Annotated in this window: 13 protein-coding genes and 1 riboswitch; of the genes, 5 read left to right on the top strand and 8 right to left on the bottom strand. The window is 72.6% G+C overall.

The annotated features are described in order from the left end of the window. Positions 1 to 8 precede the first annotated feature (8 nt). Positions 9 to 1136: a ferrochelatase gene (locus C1703_RS29970; RefSeq protein WP_114255751.1), complete on the bottom strand. Its 1128-nt coding sequence runs from the start codon at positions 1134 to 1136 to the stop codon at positions 9 to 11. Between the two features lie 160 nt (positions 1137 to 1296). On the opposite strand from C1703_RS29970, the gene C1703_RS29965 reads away from it, so the two are divergent. From C1703_RS29965 to sepH, 3 genes are all read left to right on the top strand, one after another. Continuing rightward, complete coding sequence (locus C1703_RS29965; protein WP_114255750.1) at positions 1297 to 2535, top strand: MFS transporter; 1239 nt, start codon at positions 1297 to 1299, stop codon at positions 2533 to 2535. Further along, positions 2495 to 3814 (top strand): D-arabinono-1,4-lactone oxidase, encoded by a 1320-nt coding sequence (locus C1703_RS29960; protein WP_114255749.1) that lies wholly within the window; start codon positions 2495 to 2497, stop codon positions 3812 to 3814. The genes C1703_RS29965 and C1703_RS29960 overlap by 41 nt, the downstream gene beginning before the upstream one ends. 729 nt (positions 3815 to 4543) lie before the next feature. After that, positions 4544 to 5581, top strand: coding sequence for a septation protein SepH (gene sepH / locus C1703_RS29955; RefSeq protein ID WP_114255748.1), 1038 nt, complete (start codon positions 4544 to 4546; stop codon positions 5579 to 5581). Positions 5582 to 5647: 66 nt separating this feature from the next. Here sepH and C1703_RS29950 read toward each other — a convergent pair whose 3' ends face one another. Further along, positions 5648 to 6499 (bottom strand): sulfurtransferase, encoded by an 852-nt coding sequence (locus C1703_RS29950; protein ID WP_114255747.1) that lies wholly within the window; start codon positions 6497 to 6499, stop codon positions 5648 to 5650. A gap of 255 nt (positions 6500 to 6754) precedes the next feature. Here C1703_RS29950 and C1703_RS29945 point away from each other — a divergent pair, with 255 nt between their 5' ends. Further along, the gene (locus C1703_RS29945) at positions 6755 to 7558 is read left to right on the top strand and encodes a VOC family protein (protein ID WP_114255746.1); all 804 of its coding nucleotides are present in this window, start codon (positions 6755 to 6757) and stop codon (positions 7556 to 7558) included. 19 nt (positions 7559 to 7577) lie between these two features. Here the strand turns inward: C1703_RS29945 and C1703_RS29940 are convergent, their stop codons facing one another. The 4 genes from C1703_RS29940 to C1703_RS29925 all read right to left on the bottom strand — a co-directional run bounded on the left by C1703_RS29940 (position 7578) and on the right by C1703_RS29925 (position 13079). Then, on the bottom strand, positions 7578 to 8228 hold the full coding sequence (locus C1703_RS29940) for a thymidine kinase (protein ID WP_114255745.1): 651 nt from the start codon (positions 8226 to 8228) through the stop codon (positions 7578 to 7580). Positions 8229 to 8271: 43 nt separating this feature from the next. After that, positions 8272 to 9468: a nucleotide pyrophosphatase/phosphodiesterase family protein gene (locus C1703_RS29935; protein ID WP_114255744.1), complete on the bottom strand. Its 1197-nt coding sequence runs from the start codon at positions 9466 to 9468 to the stop codon at positions 8272 to 8274. Next, positions 9468 to 10055: a DUF5998 family protein gene (locus tag C1703_RS29930; protein ID WP_031116868.1), complete on the bottom strand. Its 588-nt coding sequence runs from the start codon at positions 10053 to 10055 to the stop codon at positions 9468 to 9470. Before C1703_RS29930 ends, C1703_RS29935 begins: the two co-directional genes overlap by 1 nt. Before the next feature lie 75 nt (positions 10056 to 10130). Next, complete coding sequence (locus tag C1703_RS29925) at positions 10131 to 13079, bottom strand: bifunctional GNAT family N-acetyltransferase/acetate--CoA ligase family protein (RefSeq protein ID WP_114255743.1); 2949 nt, start codon at positions 13077 to 13079, stop codon at positions 10131 to 10133. Between the two features lie 292 nt (positions 13080 to 13371). Between C1703_RS29925 and C1703_RS29920 the strand changes: the two genes are divergently transcribed. Then, complete coding sequence (locus tag C1703_RS29920) at positions 13372 to 13653, top strand: HPr family phosphocarrier protein (protein ID WP_114255742.1); 282 nt, start codon at positions 13372 to 13374, stop codon at positions 13651 to 13653. Positions 13654 to 13833: 180 nt separating this feature from the next. Here the strand turns inward: C1703_RS29920 and C1703_RS29915 are convergent, their stop codons facing one another. Together C1703_RS29915 and C1703_RS29910 are read right to left on the bottom strand one after the other, a co-directional pair. Further along, positions 13834 to 14529 carry a GntR family transcriptional regulator gene (locus C1703_RS29915; protein ID WP_114255741.1) on the bottom strand — a complete coding sequence of 232 codons (696 nt, stop codon included), beginning with the start codon at positions 14527 to 14529 and terminating at the stop codon, positions 13834 to 13836. Positions 14530 to 14714: 185 nt separating this feature from the next. After that, on the bottom strand, positions 14715 to 15503 hold the full coding sequence (locus C1703_RS29910) for a M23 family metallopeptidase (RefSeq protein WP_114255740.1): 789 nt from the start codon (positions 15501 to 15503) through the stop codon (positions 14715 to 14717). Between the two features lie 13 nt (positions 15504 to 15516). Then, positions 15517 to 15681, bottom strand: a riboswitch (cyclic di-AMP (ydaO/yuaA leader). Positions 15682 to 15703 lie beyond the last annotated feature (22 nt).

Below are 15703 nucleotides of genomic sequence, written 5' to 3'. Positions count from 1 at the left end.
AGGGCTCCTCACTCGTAGGGGCTGTCGGCGCCCGCGGCGGCGGGCCGGGGGGCGCGGGCCGGGCAGCAGCCGACGGGGCAGAGCTGGTGGCTCGCCCCGAGGGCGCCGAGGGCGCACGGGGTGACGTCCTGGCCGCGCTCGACGGCGGCGCGCTCCACGACGAGTTCGCGGACCGCGGCGGCGAACCTCGGGTCGGCCCCGACGGTGGCCGAACGGCGCATCGGCAGCCCCAGCTCCTCGGCCTTGGCCTTGGCCTCCGTGTCGAGGTCGTAGAGGACCTCCATGTGGTCGGAGACGAAGCCGATGGGGGCGATCACCACGGCCGGGACACCGGCCGCGTGCCGCTCCTGAAGGTGGTCGCAGATGTCGGGCTCCAGCCACGGGATGTGCGGGGCGCCGGAGCGCGACTGGTAGACGAGCTGCCAGGGGTGGTCGACGCCGGTGCGCTCGCGGACGGCCTCGGCGATCAGCTTCGCCACGTCCAGGTGCTGCTTCACGTACGCGCCGCCGTCGCCGTGGTCCTCGACGGGCCCGGAGGTGTCGGCGGCGGCCGTCGGGATCGAATGCGTCGAGAAGGCGATGTGGGCGCCGTCCCGGACGTCCTCGGGAAGCTCCTCGAGGGACCGGATCACCCCGTCGACCATGGGCTCCAGGAAGCCGGGGTGGTTGAAGTAGTGCCGCAGCTTGTCGATCTTCGGCAGCTCCAGGCCCTCGGCCTCCAGGGCCGCGAGCGCGTCGGCGAGGTTCTCGCGGTACTGGCGGCAGCCCGAGTACGAGGCGTAGGCGCTGGTGGCGAGGACCAGGACGCGGCGGCGGCCGTCGCGGACCATCTCGCGCAGGGTGTCGGTCAGGTACGGCGCCCAGTTGCGGTTGCCCCAGTAGACCGGCAGGTCCAGGCCGTGGTCGGCGAAGTCCTTGCGCAGGGCGTCCAGCAGGGCGCGGTTCTGGTCGTTGATGGGACTGACCCCGCCGAACAGGAAGTAGTGCTGCCCGACTTCCTTGAGGCGTTCCTTGGGGATGCCGCGCCCGCGCGTCACGTTCTCCAGGAACGGGACCACGTCGTCCGGGCCTTCCGGGCCGCCGAAGGAGAGCAGGAGCAGGGCGTCGTAGGGGCTGGCATCGCGCGCGTCTGGCATGACTCCGATCCTGCCACCCCGCACTGACAGCCGGGCAACGGCGGGGTGACACGTGGGCGCGAGCCGCTTCGGGACGGGGCCGGACGGGTGCGTCGGGGCGTCCGGAGCCGTAAGCTGTGTCGACTGCGTTCGCAGCTTACTGAGCCTTTCGGAGACCCCGTTGCCCAGCCCCTACCGCGCCCTGTTCGCAGCCCCCGGCTCCAAGGGGTTCTCCGCCGCGGGCTTCCTCGGTCGCATCCCGGTGTCGATGATGGGCATCGGCGTGGTCACGATGGTCTCCCAGCTCACCGGGCGGTACGGGCTGGCCGGCGCCCTGTCGGCGACCATCGCGCTGGCCGCCGCGGTGGCGGGGCCGCAGGTCTCGCGGCTGGTGGACCAGTACGGGCAGCGGCGGGTGCTGCGCCCGGCGACGCTGGTGTCACTCGCAGCGGCGGCGCTGCTGCTGTTCGCCGCGCACTACCGGTGGCCGGACTGGGTGCTGTTCGTGGCCTGTGTCGGCGTCGGCTGCGTGCCGAGCGTCGGGGCGATGATCCGGGCCCGCTGGGCGGCCCTGTACCGGGGCACTCCGCAGCTGCACACCGCGTACTCCTTCGAGTCCGTGGTGGACGAGGTGTGCTTCATCTTCGGGCCGATCATCTCCATCGGCCTGTCCACGGCCTGGTTCCCGGAGGCGGGGCCGCTGTTCGCCGCCTGCTTCCTCGCGGTCGGGGTGTTCTGGCTGACCGCGCAGCGCGCCACCGAGCCCGAGCCGCACCCGCGCGAGCGCAAGGGCGGCGGCAGCGCGCTGCGGGCGCCGGGGCTGCAGGTCCTGGTGGCCACCTTCGTCGCCACCGGGGCGATCTTCGGGGCGGTCGACGTGGTCACGGTGGCCTTCGCCGAGGAGGAGGGGCACAAGGCCGCCGCGAGCGTGGTCCTCGCGCTGTACGCGGCGGGGTCCTGCGTGGCGGGCATGGTTTTCGGGCTCATGCACTTCGCCGGGGCGCCGGAACGTCGGTGGTTGCTGGGCGTGTGCGCCATGGCCGTGAGTATGATCCCACTCCTACTGGTCGGAAACTTGCCGTTCCTGGCCGTGGCGCTGTTCGTTGCGGGTCTGTCCATCGCTCCCACGATGATCACGACCATGTCCCTCATCGAAGAGCACGTACCACGCGCGCAGCTCACCGAAGGCATGACCTGGGTGAGCACCGGGCTCGCGGTGGGGGTCGCGCTCGGCTCCTCCGCGGCCGGCTGGGTGATCGACGCGGCCGGCGCGCGTGCCGGGTACGGGGTTCCGGCGGTGTCCGGGGCCGTCGCGGTCGCGGTGGGTTTCCTCGGGTACCGCCGGCTCAAGCGACCGGCACCGGGTCGGGGAGGCTCCGTTGAGCAGCACAGCGAACGGAAAGAACGGCACGTGGCGTAACTGGGGCGGCAACGTCTCGGCGCGTCCCGCGCGGGAGGTGACCCCGGCCTCCGTCGACGAGCTGGCCGCCGCCGTGCGGCGGGCCGCCGAGGACGGCCTCACGGTGAAGGCCGTCGGCACGGGGCACTCCTTCACGTCCATAGCCGCGACCAACGGGGTGTTGATCCGCCCTCAACTGTTGACCGGCATACGCAGCATTGACCGCGAGAACATGACGGTCACCGTGGAGGCCGGTACCCCGCTCAAGCGACTCAACATGGCCCTCGCGCGTGAGGGGCTGTCGCTGACCAACATGGGCGACATCATGGAGCAGACCGTCTCCGGGGCCACCAGCACCGGCACCCACGGCACCGGCCGCGAGTCCGGCTCGATCGCCGCCCAGATCAAGGCGCTGGAGCTGGTCACCGCCGACGGCTCGGTCCTCACCTGCTCCGAGAAGGAGAACCCGGAGGTCTTCGCGGCCGCCCGGATCGGCCTCGGCGCGCTGGGCATCGTCACGGCGATCACGTTCGCCGTCGAGCCGGTGTTCCTGCTCACGGCCCGCGAGGAGCCGATGCCGTTCGACCGGGTCCTCGCCGACTTCGAGGAACTGTGGGCCGAGAACGAGCACTTCGAGTTCTACTGGTTCCCGCACACCGGGAACACCAACACCAAGCGCAACAACCGCAGCGCCGGCCCGGAGAAGCCGGTGCCGCAGCTCCAGGGCTGGTTCGAGGACGAGTTCCTCTCCAACGGCGTCTTCCAGGTGGCCAACTGGGTCGGCCGCGCGGTGCCCGCCACGATCCCCGCTATCGCGCAGATCTCCAGCAAGGCCCTGTCCGCGCGGACCTACACCGACATCCCTTACAAGGTCTTCACCTCTCCGCGCCGGGTGCGCTTCGTGGAGATGGAGTACGCCGTTCCGCGTGCGGCCGTCGTCCCGGCGCTGCGCGAGCTGAAGGCCATGGTCGACCGCTCCGGGCTGAGGGTCAGCTTCCCCGTGGAGGTGCGCACCGCCCCGGCCGACGACATCACGCTGTCCACCGCCTCCGGCCGCGACAGCGCGTACATCGCCGTCCACATGTTCCAGGGCACGCCCTACCAGCGGTACTTCACCGCCGCCGAGCGCGTCTTCACCGCCCACGAGGGCCGTCCGCACTGGGGCAAGATCCACACCCGGGACGCCGAGTACTTCTCCCGGGTGTATCCGCGCTTCGGCGAGTTCACGGCACTGCGGGACCGCCTCGACCCTGATCGGCGGTTCCAGAACGACTACTTGCGGAGGGTTCTGGGGGCGTAGGCGACGCGCCGGGGGTGGTGCGCGCGGGACCCTCGCTCCAGGCGCTCCGGTGGACGGTCCGGCCGTGACTCGGCCGTCACCCAGGGAACCGGAGTCCGAACCTCCGGCCCACAGGCGATGATTCCGGCCATCGCGTCCCGGGAGCCGACAGCCACCGCGCCCACCGGACGCCTCCGGCCCTCGCGCCGGGGGCGGAGGACGGCGCCCAAGCCGAACTGGCCGGGCGGCGGCGGTACTTGTTCCGCCGCGGGGCCACAGGCCCGGCGGCCATGACCGTCGCGGCGAGGACAGCGCCGACCTCCCGGAACAGGGGACGTGCGACCGAAACCCATAGTTCCGATTCTGGTGATTACGTGAAGTTCCCCACGTTCAAGATCGCGGAATCGGGGCAGAGAGCGACCAAGTCCCACCCCTTGCCAGAAGTTGGGCGGCGTGCCAATCCACGCACGTGGCCCAAATGGAGTACTGTTGCGAGCCCTGGGTCCGGTCTCCCGTCAGGGTGTACAGGGCCTTTAAGGACCGCCGGGAGGGGGCTAGTTGCACAGGGTGACAGGGTTCGTCACTTAGCGTTGCGAATAGGTAACCGTGCCATAACGGCGATCCAGGGCCCGCGCCCGACACGCCGGGCAACTCGGCAAGGTTGTGGCAGGCTGCACCCGGGCAGGCCACACTCGACTAGCGGAAGCAGCGACGCACGTGACGTCGGCAGGCACCACCCGGGAGGTCCCCATGCCCGAACTGCGTGTCGTGGCCGTCTCGAATGACGGCACACGGCTGGTGCTGAAGGCTGCGGACAGCACGGAGTACACGCTTCCGATCGACGAACGGCTCCGCGCCGCCGTGCGCGGCGACCGTCCCCGCCTCGGCCAGATCGAGATCGAGGTGGAGAGCCACCTCCGCCCCCGCGACATCCAGGCGCGTATACGTGCCGGCGCGACCGCGGAAGAGGTCGCGCAGATGGCAGGCATCCCCGTCGACCGGGTCCGGCGCTTCGAGGGCCCCGTGCTCGCCGAGCGGGCGTTCATGGCCGAGCGGGCCCGCAAGACCCCGGTCCGCCGCCCCGGCGAGAACTCCGGTCCGCCGCTCGGCGAGGCCGTGCAGGAGCGGCTGCTGCTGCGCGGGGCCGACAAGGACACCGTCCAGTGGGACTCGTGGCGTCGTGACGACGGCACGTGGGAGGTCTTGCTGGTCTACCGCGTCGCGGGCGAGCCGCACTCGGCGAGCTGGACGTACGACCCGCCCCGGCGGCTCGTCCAGGCCGTCGACGACGAGGCCCGCTCGCTGATCGGCGAGTCCGACGACCTGGCCGCGCCCGAGCCCAGCTTCCCGTTCGTGCCGCGGATCGCCCGGCTCCCGCGCGACAGACCGCTGGACCGTTCCGCCGACCGCGAGCGGCCCAGTCTGCCCGCGGCGGCCTCCGAACCGGTCGAGGAGAGCACCGGCGAGCGGGACTCGCTGACCAGCCTGCTGGAGGCGGTGCCCAGCTTCCGCGGCGACCTGGTGGTTCCCGAGCGCCCGGCGCCGGAGCCCGAGGAGGAGACCGTCGTCGCCGAGGTCGAGGAGGAGGAGCCCCCGGCTCCCGCGGCCTCGGCGGGATCCGCCTACGCGGACGTCCTCATGCCGCGCTCCGTCGGCAGTCACCGCGACCGGCTCATCGGCGCCACCGACCGCCAGGCCGAGGCCGACGGCGTCCGCCCGGGCCGCAGAGCGGCCGTCCCCAGCTGGGACGAGATCGTCTTCGGGACGCGGCGCAAGAAGCAGGAGTAGCGGCCCGACCGGCTGTACGAGCACGAGGGCCGCGCCTACCGGGCGCGGCCCTCTTCTCGCGTCGGGCTACTGGGGATCCGGCCCCACCGCGACCGGCCGGTCCGGGTCCGAGGACCACTCCGACCACGACCCGACGTACAGGTCCGCCGGAATGCCCGCGACCGCGAGCGCCAGGACCTCGTGGGCCGCGGAGACGCCCGACCCGCAGTACACGCCGACCCGTGCGCCCTCGGACACGCCGAGCCCCTTGAAGCGCTCCCGCAACTCCTCGGCGGGGAGGAAGCAGCCGTCCGCCCCCACGTTCTCCGTGGTCGGCGCCGACACCGCACCCGGGATGTGCCCGGCCACCGGGTCGATCGGCTCCACCTCGCCCCGGTACCGCTCCCCCGCCCGCGCGTCCAGCAGCACCCCGGACCGCGCCAGCCCCGCGGCGGCGTCGGCGTCGAGCAGTCCCGCCGCTCCCGGCTCCGGCACGAAGTCACCCTCCTCAGGCGTCGGCACGGACTTCTCCAACGGCCCCTCCCAGGCCGGCAGCCCGCCGTCGAGGACCCGCGCGTCCGGATGGCCCGTCCAGCGCAGCAGCCACCACGCTCGGGCCGCCGCCCAGCCCTGGCCGCCGTCGTAGACGACCACCGGCGTCCCGGACGACACGCCCGCGCGGCGCATCGCCGCCCCGAATCGCGCGAGATCAGGCAGCGGATGCCGGCCGCCCTCGCCCGGCGCGGAGGCCAACTCCCGGTCCAGGTCGACGTAGACGGCACCCGGAAGGTGCCCTGCCTCGTACGCGGCCCGGCCGTCGAACGGCGGTTCACCGGCCGCCTTGGCCGCGGTGAGCTGCCAGCGGACATCGAGCAGGACCGGCGGGTTGGCGCCCGCCAGGACGCTCGCGAGGTCGGATGCGGAGATGATGGCGTTCATGGCCCCATCCTCGCGCACGGACCCGGCCGAGCCGTCCGCCTCCGGCCACTCGGCCCGGCCGCACGGCGCGATCACCTGGCGTACGGGAACAGGCACAGGGTGTACAGCTGAACGACACCTGCCGATAAGCGCGCCGCGAGGGACAGCGCCGAGCACATCGGGCATTCTCCCGGACAAGGGCCGCCCGGCAGGGCGCGCCCGCCCCACGAGGGCTGCGGAGAACACGGCCGGCACGAGGCCGGGAAGAGAGTGACGATGACCGACGCACGGGGGTCCACCGGCCCGCACGGCGAAGCACCCGCTCGGCACGCGCCCGGTACGCCCTGCTGGGTGAGCCTGATGGTGCACGGCCTGGCCGCGACCGAGGAGTTCTACGGGGCGCTGTTCGGCTGGGAGTTCCGGCCCGGACCGCAGCAGCTCGGCCCGTATGTGCGCGCGCTGCTCGACGGGCGCGAGGTGGCCGGCATCGGTCAACTGCCGCCGGACCGGCATCTGCCCATCGCCTGGACACCGTACTTCGCCTCGCAGAACGCCGATCTGACGGCCGAGACCGCACGCAGCTGCGGCGGCACGATCGGCGTGGGACCGCTGGACGCCGCCGACGCCGGCCGGCTGGCGATCGGATCCGACCCGGCGGGCGCGGTCTTCGGCATCTGGCAGGCCGCCGCGCACTTCGGCACGGCCGTCTCCGGCATCCCCGGCACGCCCGCTTGGAACGACCTGCTCACCTTCGAGACGGCGAACGTCGCCAAGTTCTACCGGGCGGTGTTCGGCTACGAGGAAGAGCCGGTGGTCTCCGCCGACTTCGACTACGTGGCCCTGCACCTCGGCGGGCGGCCCGTCGCCGGAATCCACGGCCTGGGGCAGGCCCTCCCCCGCGACCGGGGCCCGCACTGGGTGACGTACTTCCAGGTCGCCGACGTCGACGACGCCCTGGACCAGCTCGTCCACCTGGGTGGACACGTCCTCAAGCCGGCCCACGACACGGCGCACGGCCGCGTGGCGACGGTGGCCGATCCGGAGGGGGCTCGGTTCGCGCTGCTGCGACCGACCGGCTGACAGCCCGTCCTACCGCTGGTCAGGCGGACGTCACCGGCAGCACGTCCGGCGACAGGGCCGCCGCCCGGGCCGTGGCCGCGGTCATCCGGCGGCGGTGGTGGCGGCGGCACAGCACCTCGTAACCGACCTCGTCGGCCGAGTGCGTGACATCGCCGACGACCACCTGGGCGCCTTCGACGACCATGACGCCGCCTACCGTGCGGGCGTTGTGCGTGGCCCGGGCGCCGCACCAGCACAGGGCCTCGACCTGGAGCACCTCGACCCGGTCGGCCAGTTCCACCAGCCGCTGGGAGCCGGGGAACAGCTTGGAGCGGAAGTCGGTCGTGATGCCGAAGGCGTAGACGTCCAGGCCCAGGTCGTCCACCACGCGCGCGAGTTGGTCGATCTGCTCCGGCGCGAGGAACTGCGCCTCGTCGGCGATCACGTAGTCCGCGCGGCCCCCCTGCGAGAGGCGGTCGACGAGGTAGGCGTACAGGTCTTGCCCGTCCTCGACCTCCACCGCGTCCGTGACCAGGCCGAGGCGCGAGGACAGCTTGCCCTCGCCGGCGCGGTCGTCGCGCGAGAAGATCACGCCCTGCAGGCCGCGCGCCGAGCGGTTGTGCTCGATCTGGAGAGCCAGCGTCGACTTCCCGCAGTCCATCGTTCCGCAGAAGAACACCAGCTCGGACATGACGAGTTGAGCACCTTTCGGTGGAAGGGGTCGGCGTGCGGTCTCAGGAGCGTACTTCGAGCAGCGGGACCAACTGCTCGGCAGGGGTCATCGAACCGTGGTTGCCGACCATCGCCGACTCCTTCGGCTCCCGCTCGGAGGCGATGAGCAGGACGTCGTCCCGCGCGGCGGCGACCACGTCGCCGATACGGCTGTACACCCGCTCGTCGACGCGCGGGCCGAACCAGCCCGCCGCGATGGCCTCATCGCGCGAGGCGACCCAGAACTGCTCGCCGAGCACCTCGCGCCAGCAGGTCAGGACGTCGTTCGCGGCGCCCGGTACGGCATAGACGTGGCGGGCGCGGCCCTCGCCGCCGAGCAGGGCGACCCCGGCGCTCAGCTCCCAGTCCTCGTCGAAGTCGATGCGGTGCTCCTCGTCGAAGGGCACGTCGATCATGCCGTGGTCGGCGGTGATGTACAGGGCGCTGCGCGGCGGCAGTTGCTCGGCGAGGCGCTGGGCCAGGCGGTCGGCGTACATGAGCTGGCCGCGCCAGGTGTCGGAGTCGACGCCGAAGCGGTGGCCGGCGCCGTCGACCTCGGCGAAGTACGTGTAGACCAGGGAGCGGTCGCCCGCGGCCAGTTGCTCGGCCGCCAGGTCCATGCGGTCCTCGCCGGTCAGCCGCCCGAGGAACGTTCCGCCGCTGAGGGCGACCTTGGTGAGCGGGGTGTTCTCGAAGGTCGGCGACGACACCTGCGCCGCGTGCACGCCCGCCTCGTGGGCCAGCTGGAAGACCGTCGGGTACGGCTGCCAGGGGCCGGGCGGGGTCCACGGCTGCCAGCGCAGCTGGTTCATCAGCTCGCCGGTGTCCGGATTGCGCACCGTGTAGCCGGGCAGGCCGTGCGCGCCGGGCGGCAGGCCGGTGCCGACGGAGGCGAGGGAGGTCGCCGTGGTCGCCGGGTAGCCGGCGGTGAGCGGACGTCCGGTGCCGCCGCGCGAGGTGGCGAGCAGGGACGTCATGAAGGGGGCGTCCTCGGGGTGCGCCTTGAGCTGCTCCCAGCCGAGGCCGTCGATCAGGAACACGCAGTTCCGGTCGGCGGGGGTCAGCTCGGCCATCGTGGCGCTCGTGCCCGGCACGCCCAGGCCGGCGGCCAGCGTGGGCAGGAGGTCGGCGAGCGAGCCGCTGCCGTACTCGGGGGCCGGTGCCGAGGCGATGGTGAGCGGTTCGGGATGGTGGTCCCAGGCCGTGTTCGGCTGTGCCATCAGCGGGCGGTGTCCGCGGTCGCCTCGGAGAGGGCCTGCGCGAAGGCGAGCGCCTGGCGCACGGTCTCCGGTCCGTCCCCGGCCTCGCTGACGCGCAGGCTGAGGTCGTCCGCCGTCGAGTTGCCGGTGTAGCCGTGGTCCGCCTCGCAGTTGGGATCGCCGCAGGCGGCCGGCTCCAGGTCGATGCGCGAGACCGCGCCCCAGCCGATGGTGAGCACGACCTCGCGGGGCAGGGTGCCCGGCTTGTACGACTCCGGGTTGGCGACCACGCGGCTGACCACGATCGAGGAGATGCGGCCGATCTTCACGGACTCCGTCGAGGTCGTGGCGTACGGCGTCGGGGAGGTGCTGTCGGCGGCCTGTTCGTCGGTGTGGCTGACGATGAAGCGGTTGTCCGTGAGGACGAGCACCGTCACGTGCCGGCGCACCTCGTTCTGGTCGAACGTCGTCTCCTGGTGGACCAGGTACGACCGGATGGGCTCGCCGCCCACGGCGGCCTCCACCGCCTCGGCCACGAGGGCCGGGTAGTAGCCGCTGCGCTCGATCGCCGCCCGCAGCCCCTGGGTCGTCGTACTGGTCTTGGCCATGACGCCCATCCTACGGGGGACCACTGACTGCGAGGCACCGCTCGCCCCCGGTCCGTGCGCGGAGAGGAGCCGCTGTCAGTACGTGGGGAGCGTTCGCGGGCCGAGGTCGTCGCGGGCGGGCGGTGGGGCGAGGCGGACGGAGGCGCCCAGGACGCTCAGTCCGTGCGCGGCGACGACGACCGGTTCGAGCGTGACCGCGACGACCTCGGGGTGGTCGTCCACCAGCCGGGACACCCGCAGCAGCAGCTCCTCCAGGGCGCGGGTGTCGGCCGGTGCGGAGCCGCGCCAGCCGAACAGCAGGGGTGCCGTGCGGATCGACCGCACCAGCGAGGCCGCCTCGCGGTCGGTGACCGGGATCAGCCGGTGGGCCGTGTCCCCGAGCAGCTGGGAGGCGGCTCCGGCCAGCCCGAAGGAGAGCACCGCGCCGGCCGCGGGGTCGATGACGGCCCGTACGACGACGTCCACGCCGCGCGGTGCCATGCGCTGCACGACGGGGCGCAGCTCGTCCGGTGAGCCGAACAGGTCGGTCAACTCGGCGTAGGAGCGGCGGAGTTGGTCCTCGTCGGCGAGGTCGAGGCGGACGCCGCCCAGGTCGGCGCGGTGCCTGAGGTGCGGGGCGGTGGCCTTGAGGGCGACGGGGTAGCCGAGGGTGCGGGCGGCCTCGGCGGCGGCGTCGGCGGTCGGGGCGGGCAGGGCGCGGTGGACGTGGACGCCGTAGTGGCCGAGCAGGTCGCAGGTCTCTTCCGTGCCGAGCGTGAGTCCCTGCCCGCGCGCGAGGAGCCCGTCGATCAGTGCGGCGGCGCCCTTCTCGTCGATGTCCTCGTACTCGGGCACCTTGCCCGGGTCGGCGGCGTCGCGGCGCCACTGCGCGTAGGTGACGGCCTGGGCGAGGGCGCGGACGGCGCGCTCGGCCGCGGGGTAGGCGGGGATGAGGTGGGCGCCTTCGGGGGTCTCGGCGGTGGGCGGTCGTTCGCCGGTGGGAGGTCGTTCCGCGGTGGGCGACCCTTCCTGGGCAGGCGCTCGTTCTTCGCCGGGAGGCCGTTCCGCGGTGGGCGGTCGCTCTTCGCGAAGAGGCCGTTCTTCGCCGCGCGGTCGTTCCTCGGTGGGCGCGGGGCCGGGGGCGGTGGGTGCGGGTTCGCCCGCGTCGACCTGTGGTGCCGTGCTCGCCGCCGCCGACAGGGCCTCGGCCAGGCCGCCCAGCTCCACGTGCACGACCAGGACCGGCTTGGCCGGGGCGGCGGCCGCAGCGGACCTCAGGGCCTCGGCGAGGGCCGCGTCGGCGACCGAGCCCTCCCCCACCGCCGGTATGGCGGTGACGACGACCGCGTCGCACCGGTCGTCGGCCAGCGCACGCGACAGGGCCGTGTGGAAGTCGGCAGCGGAGGCGGCCGTGGTCAAATCCTGCGGCGGGTGCGGCCGGAGCCCCTCGGCGAGGCACGCGTCGTACGTGAGCAGGCCGAGCGACTCCGAGTTGCCGAGGATCGCCACCCGGGGACCGGCAGGCAGGGGCTGGCGCGCGAGCAGAAGGCCGGCGTCCACCAGATCGGTGATCGTGTCGACCCGGATCACGCCGGCCTGCCGCAGCAGCGCCGAGACCGTCGCGTGCGGCAGCCGGGTCGCCCGTACGGCGTGCCCCTGGGGAGCGGCTCCGTGGCGCGCGCCCTGGACCACGACCAGCGGCTTCGCCGCGGCCGTCCGGCGGGCGAGGCGCGTGAACTTGCGGGGGTTGCCGATGGACTCCAGGTACATGAGGACGACGTCGGTGTCCGGGTCCTCGTACCAGTACTGGAGGACGTCGTTGCCCGAGACGTCGGCCCGGTTGCCGGAGGAGACGAAGGTCGAGACGCCGGTCACGCCCGTGACGCCCCCGCCCCGGCGGTGCAGCCGGGACAGCAGGGCGATGCCGATGGCGCCGGACTGGGCGAAGAGTCCGATCCGGCCCGGGCGCGGGGTCTCGGGGGCGAGGGAGGCGTTGAGGCGCACCTGGGGGGAGGTGTTGATGATGCCGAAGGCGTTCGGCCCGATGATCCGCATGCCGTACGTGCGCGCGTGCCGCACGAGGGCACGCTGGCGTTCGCGCCCTTCGGGGCCGCTCTCGGCGTATCCGGCGGAGACCACGACGAGCCCTTGCACGCCGTGTTCCCCGCACTCGGTGACGACCTCCGGGACGTGCTCGGCCGGGACGGCGACGACCGCGAGGTCCACGGGGCCGTCGATGTCCCGCACCGAGCGGTGGGCGGGCACCCCGTCGAGTTCCTTCTGCTCCTCGGGGAGGGCCTTGTTCACGGCGTACAGCCGGCCGGTGAAGCCGGCGTCCCGGATGTTGCCGAGGACACTGCGGCCCACTCCGCCCGGGGCGCGTCCGGCGCCGATGACGGCGACCGAGCCGGGGGCGAGCAGCCGCTGCACGGACCGCGCCTCGGCGCGGTGTTCGCGCGCGTACTGCACGGCGAGGGAGCGGTCGGTGGGTTCGAGGTCGAACTCCAGACGGACGACGCCGTCCTCGAAGCTGCGCTTCTGGGTGTACCCGGCGTCCGTGAACACCTTGATCATCTTGGTGTTGGCGGGCAGCACCTCGGCGGCGAAGCGGCGGATGCCGCGCTCTCGGGCGACGGCGGCGATGTGTTCGAGCAGGGCGGAGGCGACCCCGCGGCCCTGGTGGGCGTCCTGCACCAGGAAGGCGACCTCGGCCTCGTCGGCAGGTGCGGACGCGGGCGTTCCGTCCGCGCCGATCCGGTCATAGCGTACGGTGGCGATGAACTCGCCGCCGACCGTGGCCGCGAGTCCCACCCGGTCCACAAAGTCGTGGTGCGTGAAGCGGTGGACGTCCTTGGCGGACAGGCGAGGGTACGGCGCGAAGAAGCGGTAGTACTTCGACTCGTCGGAGACCTGCTCGTAGAAGCTGACCAGGCGATCGGCGTCATCAACGGTGATGGGCCGGATGCGCGCGGTGCCCCCGTCGCGCAGCACCACGTCGGCTTCCCAGTGGGCGGGATACTCGTGCCGGTCCGGCGAGGTCTGCATGGGCCCCAGAGTACGGCTAGGGGGTGTCTTCTGGATCAGGCTGGCCGTGAGGAACGGTTCCTCTCAGTTCAGCAGAGCGGGGTCTGATGTGCGTGCCAGGGCCCGCGACGCCAGCATGATCCAGAAGGCACCCCCTGGCGTCCGACAACGGCGCGAGGCAGTCTGTGGAGGGCGTCAGTCGGGTCGAGGCCGCGATCCGACGGCACCCCGGGAGTGGAACGACAGGACCGCTCCGGGCTTCACGTATGGAAAACTGGTCTAGACAACCCTGAACACCGAAGGGCAGCAACACATGGCTGAGCGCCGCGTCAACGTCGGCTGGGCCGAGGGCCTCCACGCCCGCCCCGCCTCCATCTTCGTCCGAGCCGCCACGGCCGCAGGCGTCCCGGTGACGATCGCCAAGGCTGACGGCACCCCCGTCAACGCGGCCTCCATGCTGGCCGTCTTGGGCCTCGGCGCCCAGGGCGGTGAGGAGATCGTCCTCGCCTCCGACGCCGAGGGCGCGGACGCCGCCCTGGACCGGCTGGCGAAGCTGGTCTCCGAGGGTCTGGAAGAACTGCCCGAGACCGTCTGAGCATTCTTCCGCGCCTGATCCGGCGCTCCTGAAGGGCTCGCCCGGCTTTCCGGGCGGGCCCTTCGCTTTCCCCCGGCCGCGGGCCGCCGGAATTTCTGCTCAGCGGGAGTTGAATTCTCGTTCAAGGGCAGCAGAAATAAACCCCCGAGAATTCGCCACTCTTTGTATACGGCTCCCGTGTTAATGCCGCAGGCTCGCCGTGTTTACGGGATGTTGCGAGTTCCTCACACGGTCGGCGCGCTCCCCGGCGGAGCCGAATCGGAGCCGGTGCGCGGCCGTCGCGCGCTCGGTGTGCAGCGCCGTGACCGCCCGCGCGCGCTCGCTGTCACCGCGCGCCACCGCGTCCACGATCGCCCCGTGCTCGTTCCAGGACTCCACGGGACCGGCCGGCACGTCCACGGTGTACATCCAGGCGATCTTGTGGCGGAGCTGGGTGAGCACCGAGGTCAGCGCGGGGCTCCCGGAGGCCTGGGCGAGCGTCTCGTGGAACCAGCCGCCCAGAGAGCGCAGGTCGTCGCTGTTGCCCCGGCGGGCGCGCTCCTGGCCCAGCCGGACCAGGCCGCGCAGGACCTTCAGATGGGCCTCGGTGCGGCGCTGGGCGGCGCGGGCGGCGCCGAGCGGCTCCAGCAGCATGCGCATCTCCAGCAGGTCGGCGGCCTCCTGCTCGGTGGGTTCGGCCACGCACGCGCCCGCGTGCCGCCGGGTCACCACGAAGCCCTCGGCCTCCAGAGTGCGCAGAGCCTCCCGGACGGGGACCCGCGAGACGCCGTAGCGGCGCGCGAGGAGTTCCTCGGTGAGCCGGCTGCCGCGTTCGTAGACACCCGCGACGATGTCGTCCCGGATGGCCGTGCACACCGAGTGCGCGGGAATACGCATGACCGACCTCCGTTTAATCCCCGTGAAACGTCGACGAGTGACGCGTGTCCGTGACTCTATTGCAATGAGCCGGAATTTCCGACGGCAGCCCGGAATCCATGGATATTTTTTGGACAGTCGGCCGTCGTAAACGCCGAAAGCCCCGGCTCGGTGAGCCGGGGCCTCGGGAAGCGGGGCGGGTGCCGTCAGACGTTCACACCGTGCGAGCGGAGGTAGGCGACGGGGTCGATGTCCGAGCCGTACTCGGGGCTCGTCCGGGCCTCGAAGTGCAGGTGCGGGCCGGTCACGTTGCCGGTCGCGCCGGACAGGCCGATCTGCTGGCCGGGGGTGACCTGCTGGCCCACCGAGACGCCGATGGACGACAGGTGGCCGTACTGGGTGTACGTCCCGTCGTTCATCTTGATCACGACCTGGTTGCCGTAGGCACCGCCCCAGCCCGCCTCGACGACCGTGCCCATGCCGACCGAGTGGACGGCGGTGCCGCTGGCGGCGTGGAAGTCGATGCCGGTGTGGCTGCCGGAGGACCAGACGGCGCCGCCGGCCTTGTAGCCGGTGGAGACGTAGGAACCCGGGATCGGGGAGACGAAGCTGTTGAGGCGCTTGCGCTCGGCCTCACGGGCGGCGCGCTCCTTGGCCTCGCGGGCCTTCTCGGCCGCCTCCTTGGCCTTCTTGGCCGCTTCGGCGGCCCGCTCACGGGCGGCCTCCTCGGCCTTCTTCCTGGCGGCGGCCTCCTCGGCCGCGTGCTTCTGCGCGACGGCCTGGGCGTCGATCTGCTGGGCGACGGTGTCGCCCATGGTGACGACGGGCGTGAGACCGGTCTGCTCGGGGGCGGGCTCGGCGGCGAAGGCGGCCGGAGCGGCCACGGTGCCGATGACGCCGGTGGTGGCGAGGGCCGCGACCCCCGCCGCGCGGGCCGTGCCGCGCTGGATCCTGCTGGGACGACGATGCTTCCCGGTGGCGCGGGTGAACGCCATGGAGTGCCTGGTCCTTTCCTTCCTTCTCGCCTACCGGGTTAGCTGACGGGTTCGGAGCAGGAAGGTCTCCTACGGACCCCCTCGCGGCTCGCGCGGGCGTCCGATTCACCCCAGGGACTGCGGTTGGGTCCCCGGCTCCCCTGGCTCGCGCCGTACGGGGACTCGGCGATGACTGTCCGGTGCCGCGGGTGCGGCGCACT

The sequence above is a fragment of the Streptomyces sp. Go-475 genome (genome assembly GCF_003330845.1).
Lineage (GTDB): Bacteria > Actinomycetota > Actinomycetes > Streptomycetales > Streptomycetaceae > Streptomyces.
The sequence above is the reverse complement of the archived record's forward strand: the minus strand, read 5'-3'. Positions and strand labels throughout refer to the sequence as shown.

Excerpts from the sequence above, each read along its gene's own strand:
- C1703_RS29920 (WP_114255742.1), top strand. The coding sequence starts at position 13,372 with ATGGCTGAGCGCCGCGTCAACGTCGGCTGGGCCGAGGGCCTCCACGCC.
- C1703_RS29935 (WP_114255744.1), bottom strand. The coding sequence starts at position 9,468 with ATGGCACAGCCGAACACGGCCTGGGACCACCATCCCGAACCGCTCACC.
- C1703_RS29940 (WP_114255745.1), bottom strand. The coding sequence starts at position 8,228 with ATGTCCGAGCTGGTGTTCTTCTGCGGAACGATGGACTGCGGGAAGTCG.
- C1703_RS29925 (WP_114255743.1), bottom strand. The coding sequence starts at position 13,079 with ATGCAGACCTCGCCGGACCGGCACGAGTATCCCGCCCACTGGGAAGCC.
- C1703_RS29910 (WP_114255740.1), bottom strand. The coding sequence starts at position 15,503 with ATGGCGTTCACCCGCGCCACCGGGAAGCATCGTCGTCCCAGCAGGATC.
- C1703_RS29950 (WP_114255747.1), bottom strand. The coding sequence starts at position 6,499 with ATGAACGCCATCATCTCCGCATCCGACCTCGCGAGCGTCCTGGCGGGC.
- sepH (WP_114255748.1), top strand. The coding sequence starts at position 4,544 with ATGCCCGAACTGCGTGTCGTGGCCGTCTCGAATGACGGCACACGGCTG.
- C1703_RS29970 (WP_114255751.1), bottom strand. The coding sequence starts at position 1,136 with ATGCCAGACGCGCGCGATGCCAGCCCCTACGACGCCCTGCTCCTGCTC.
- C1703_RS29945 (WP_114255746.1), top strand. The coding sequence starts at position 6,755 with ATGACCGACGCACGGGGGTCCACCGGCCCGCACGGCGAAGCACCCGCT.
- C1703_RS29915 (WP_114255741.1), bottom strand. The coding sequence starts at position 14,529 with ATGCGTATTCCCGCGCACTCGGTGTGCACGGCCATCCGGGACGACATC.
- C1703_RS29930 (WP_031116868.1), bottom strand. The coding sequence starts at position 10,055 with ATGGCCAAGACCAGTACGACGACCCAGGGGCTGCGGGCGGCGATCGAG.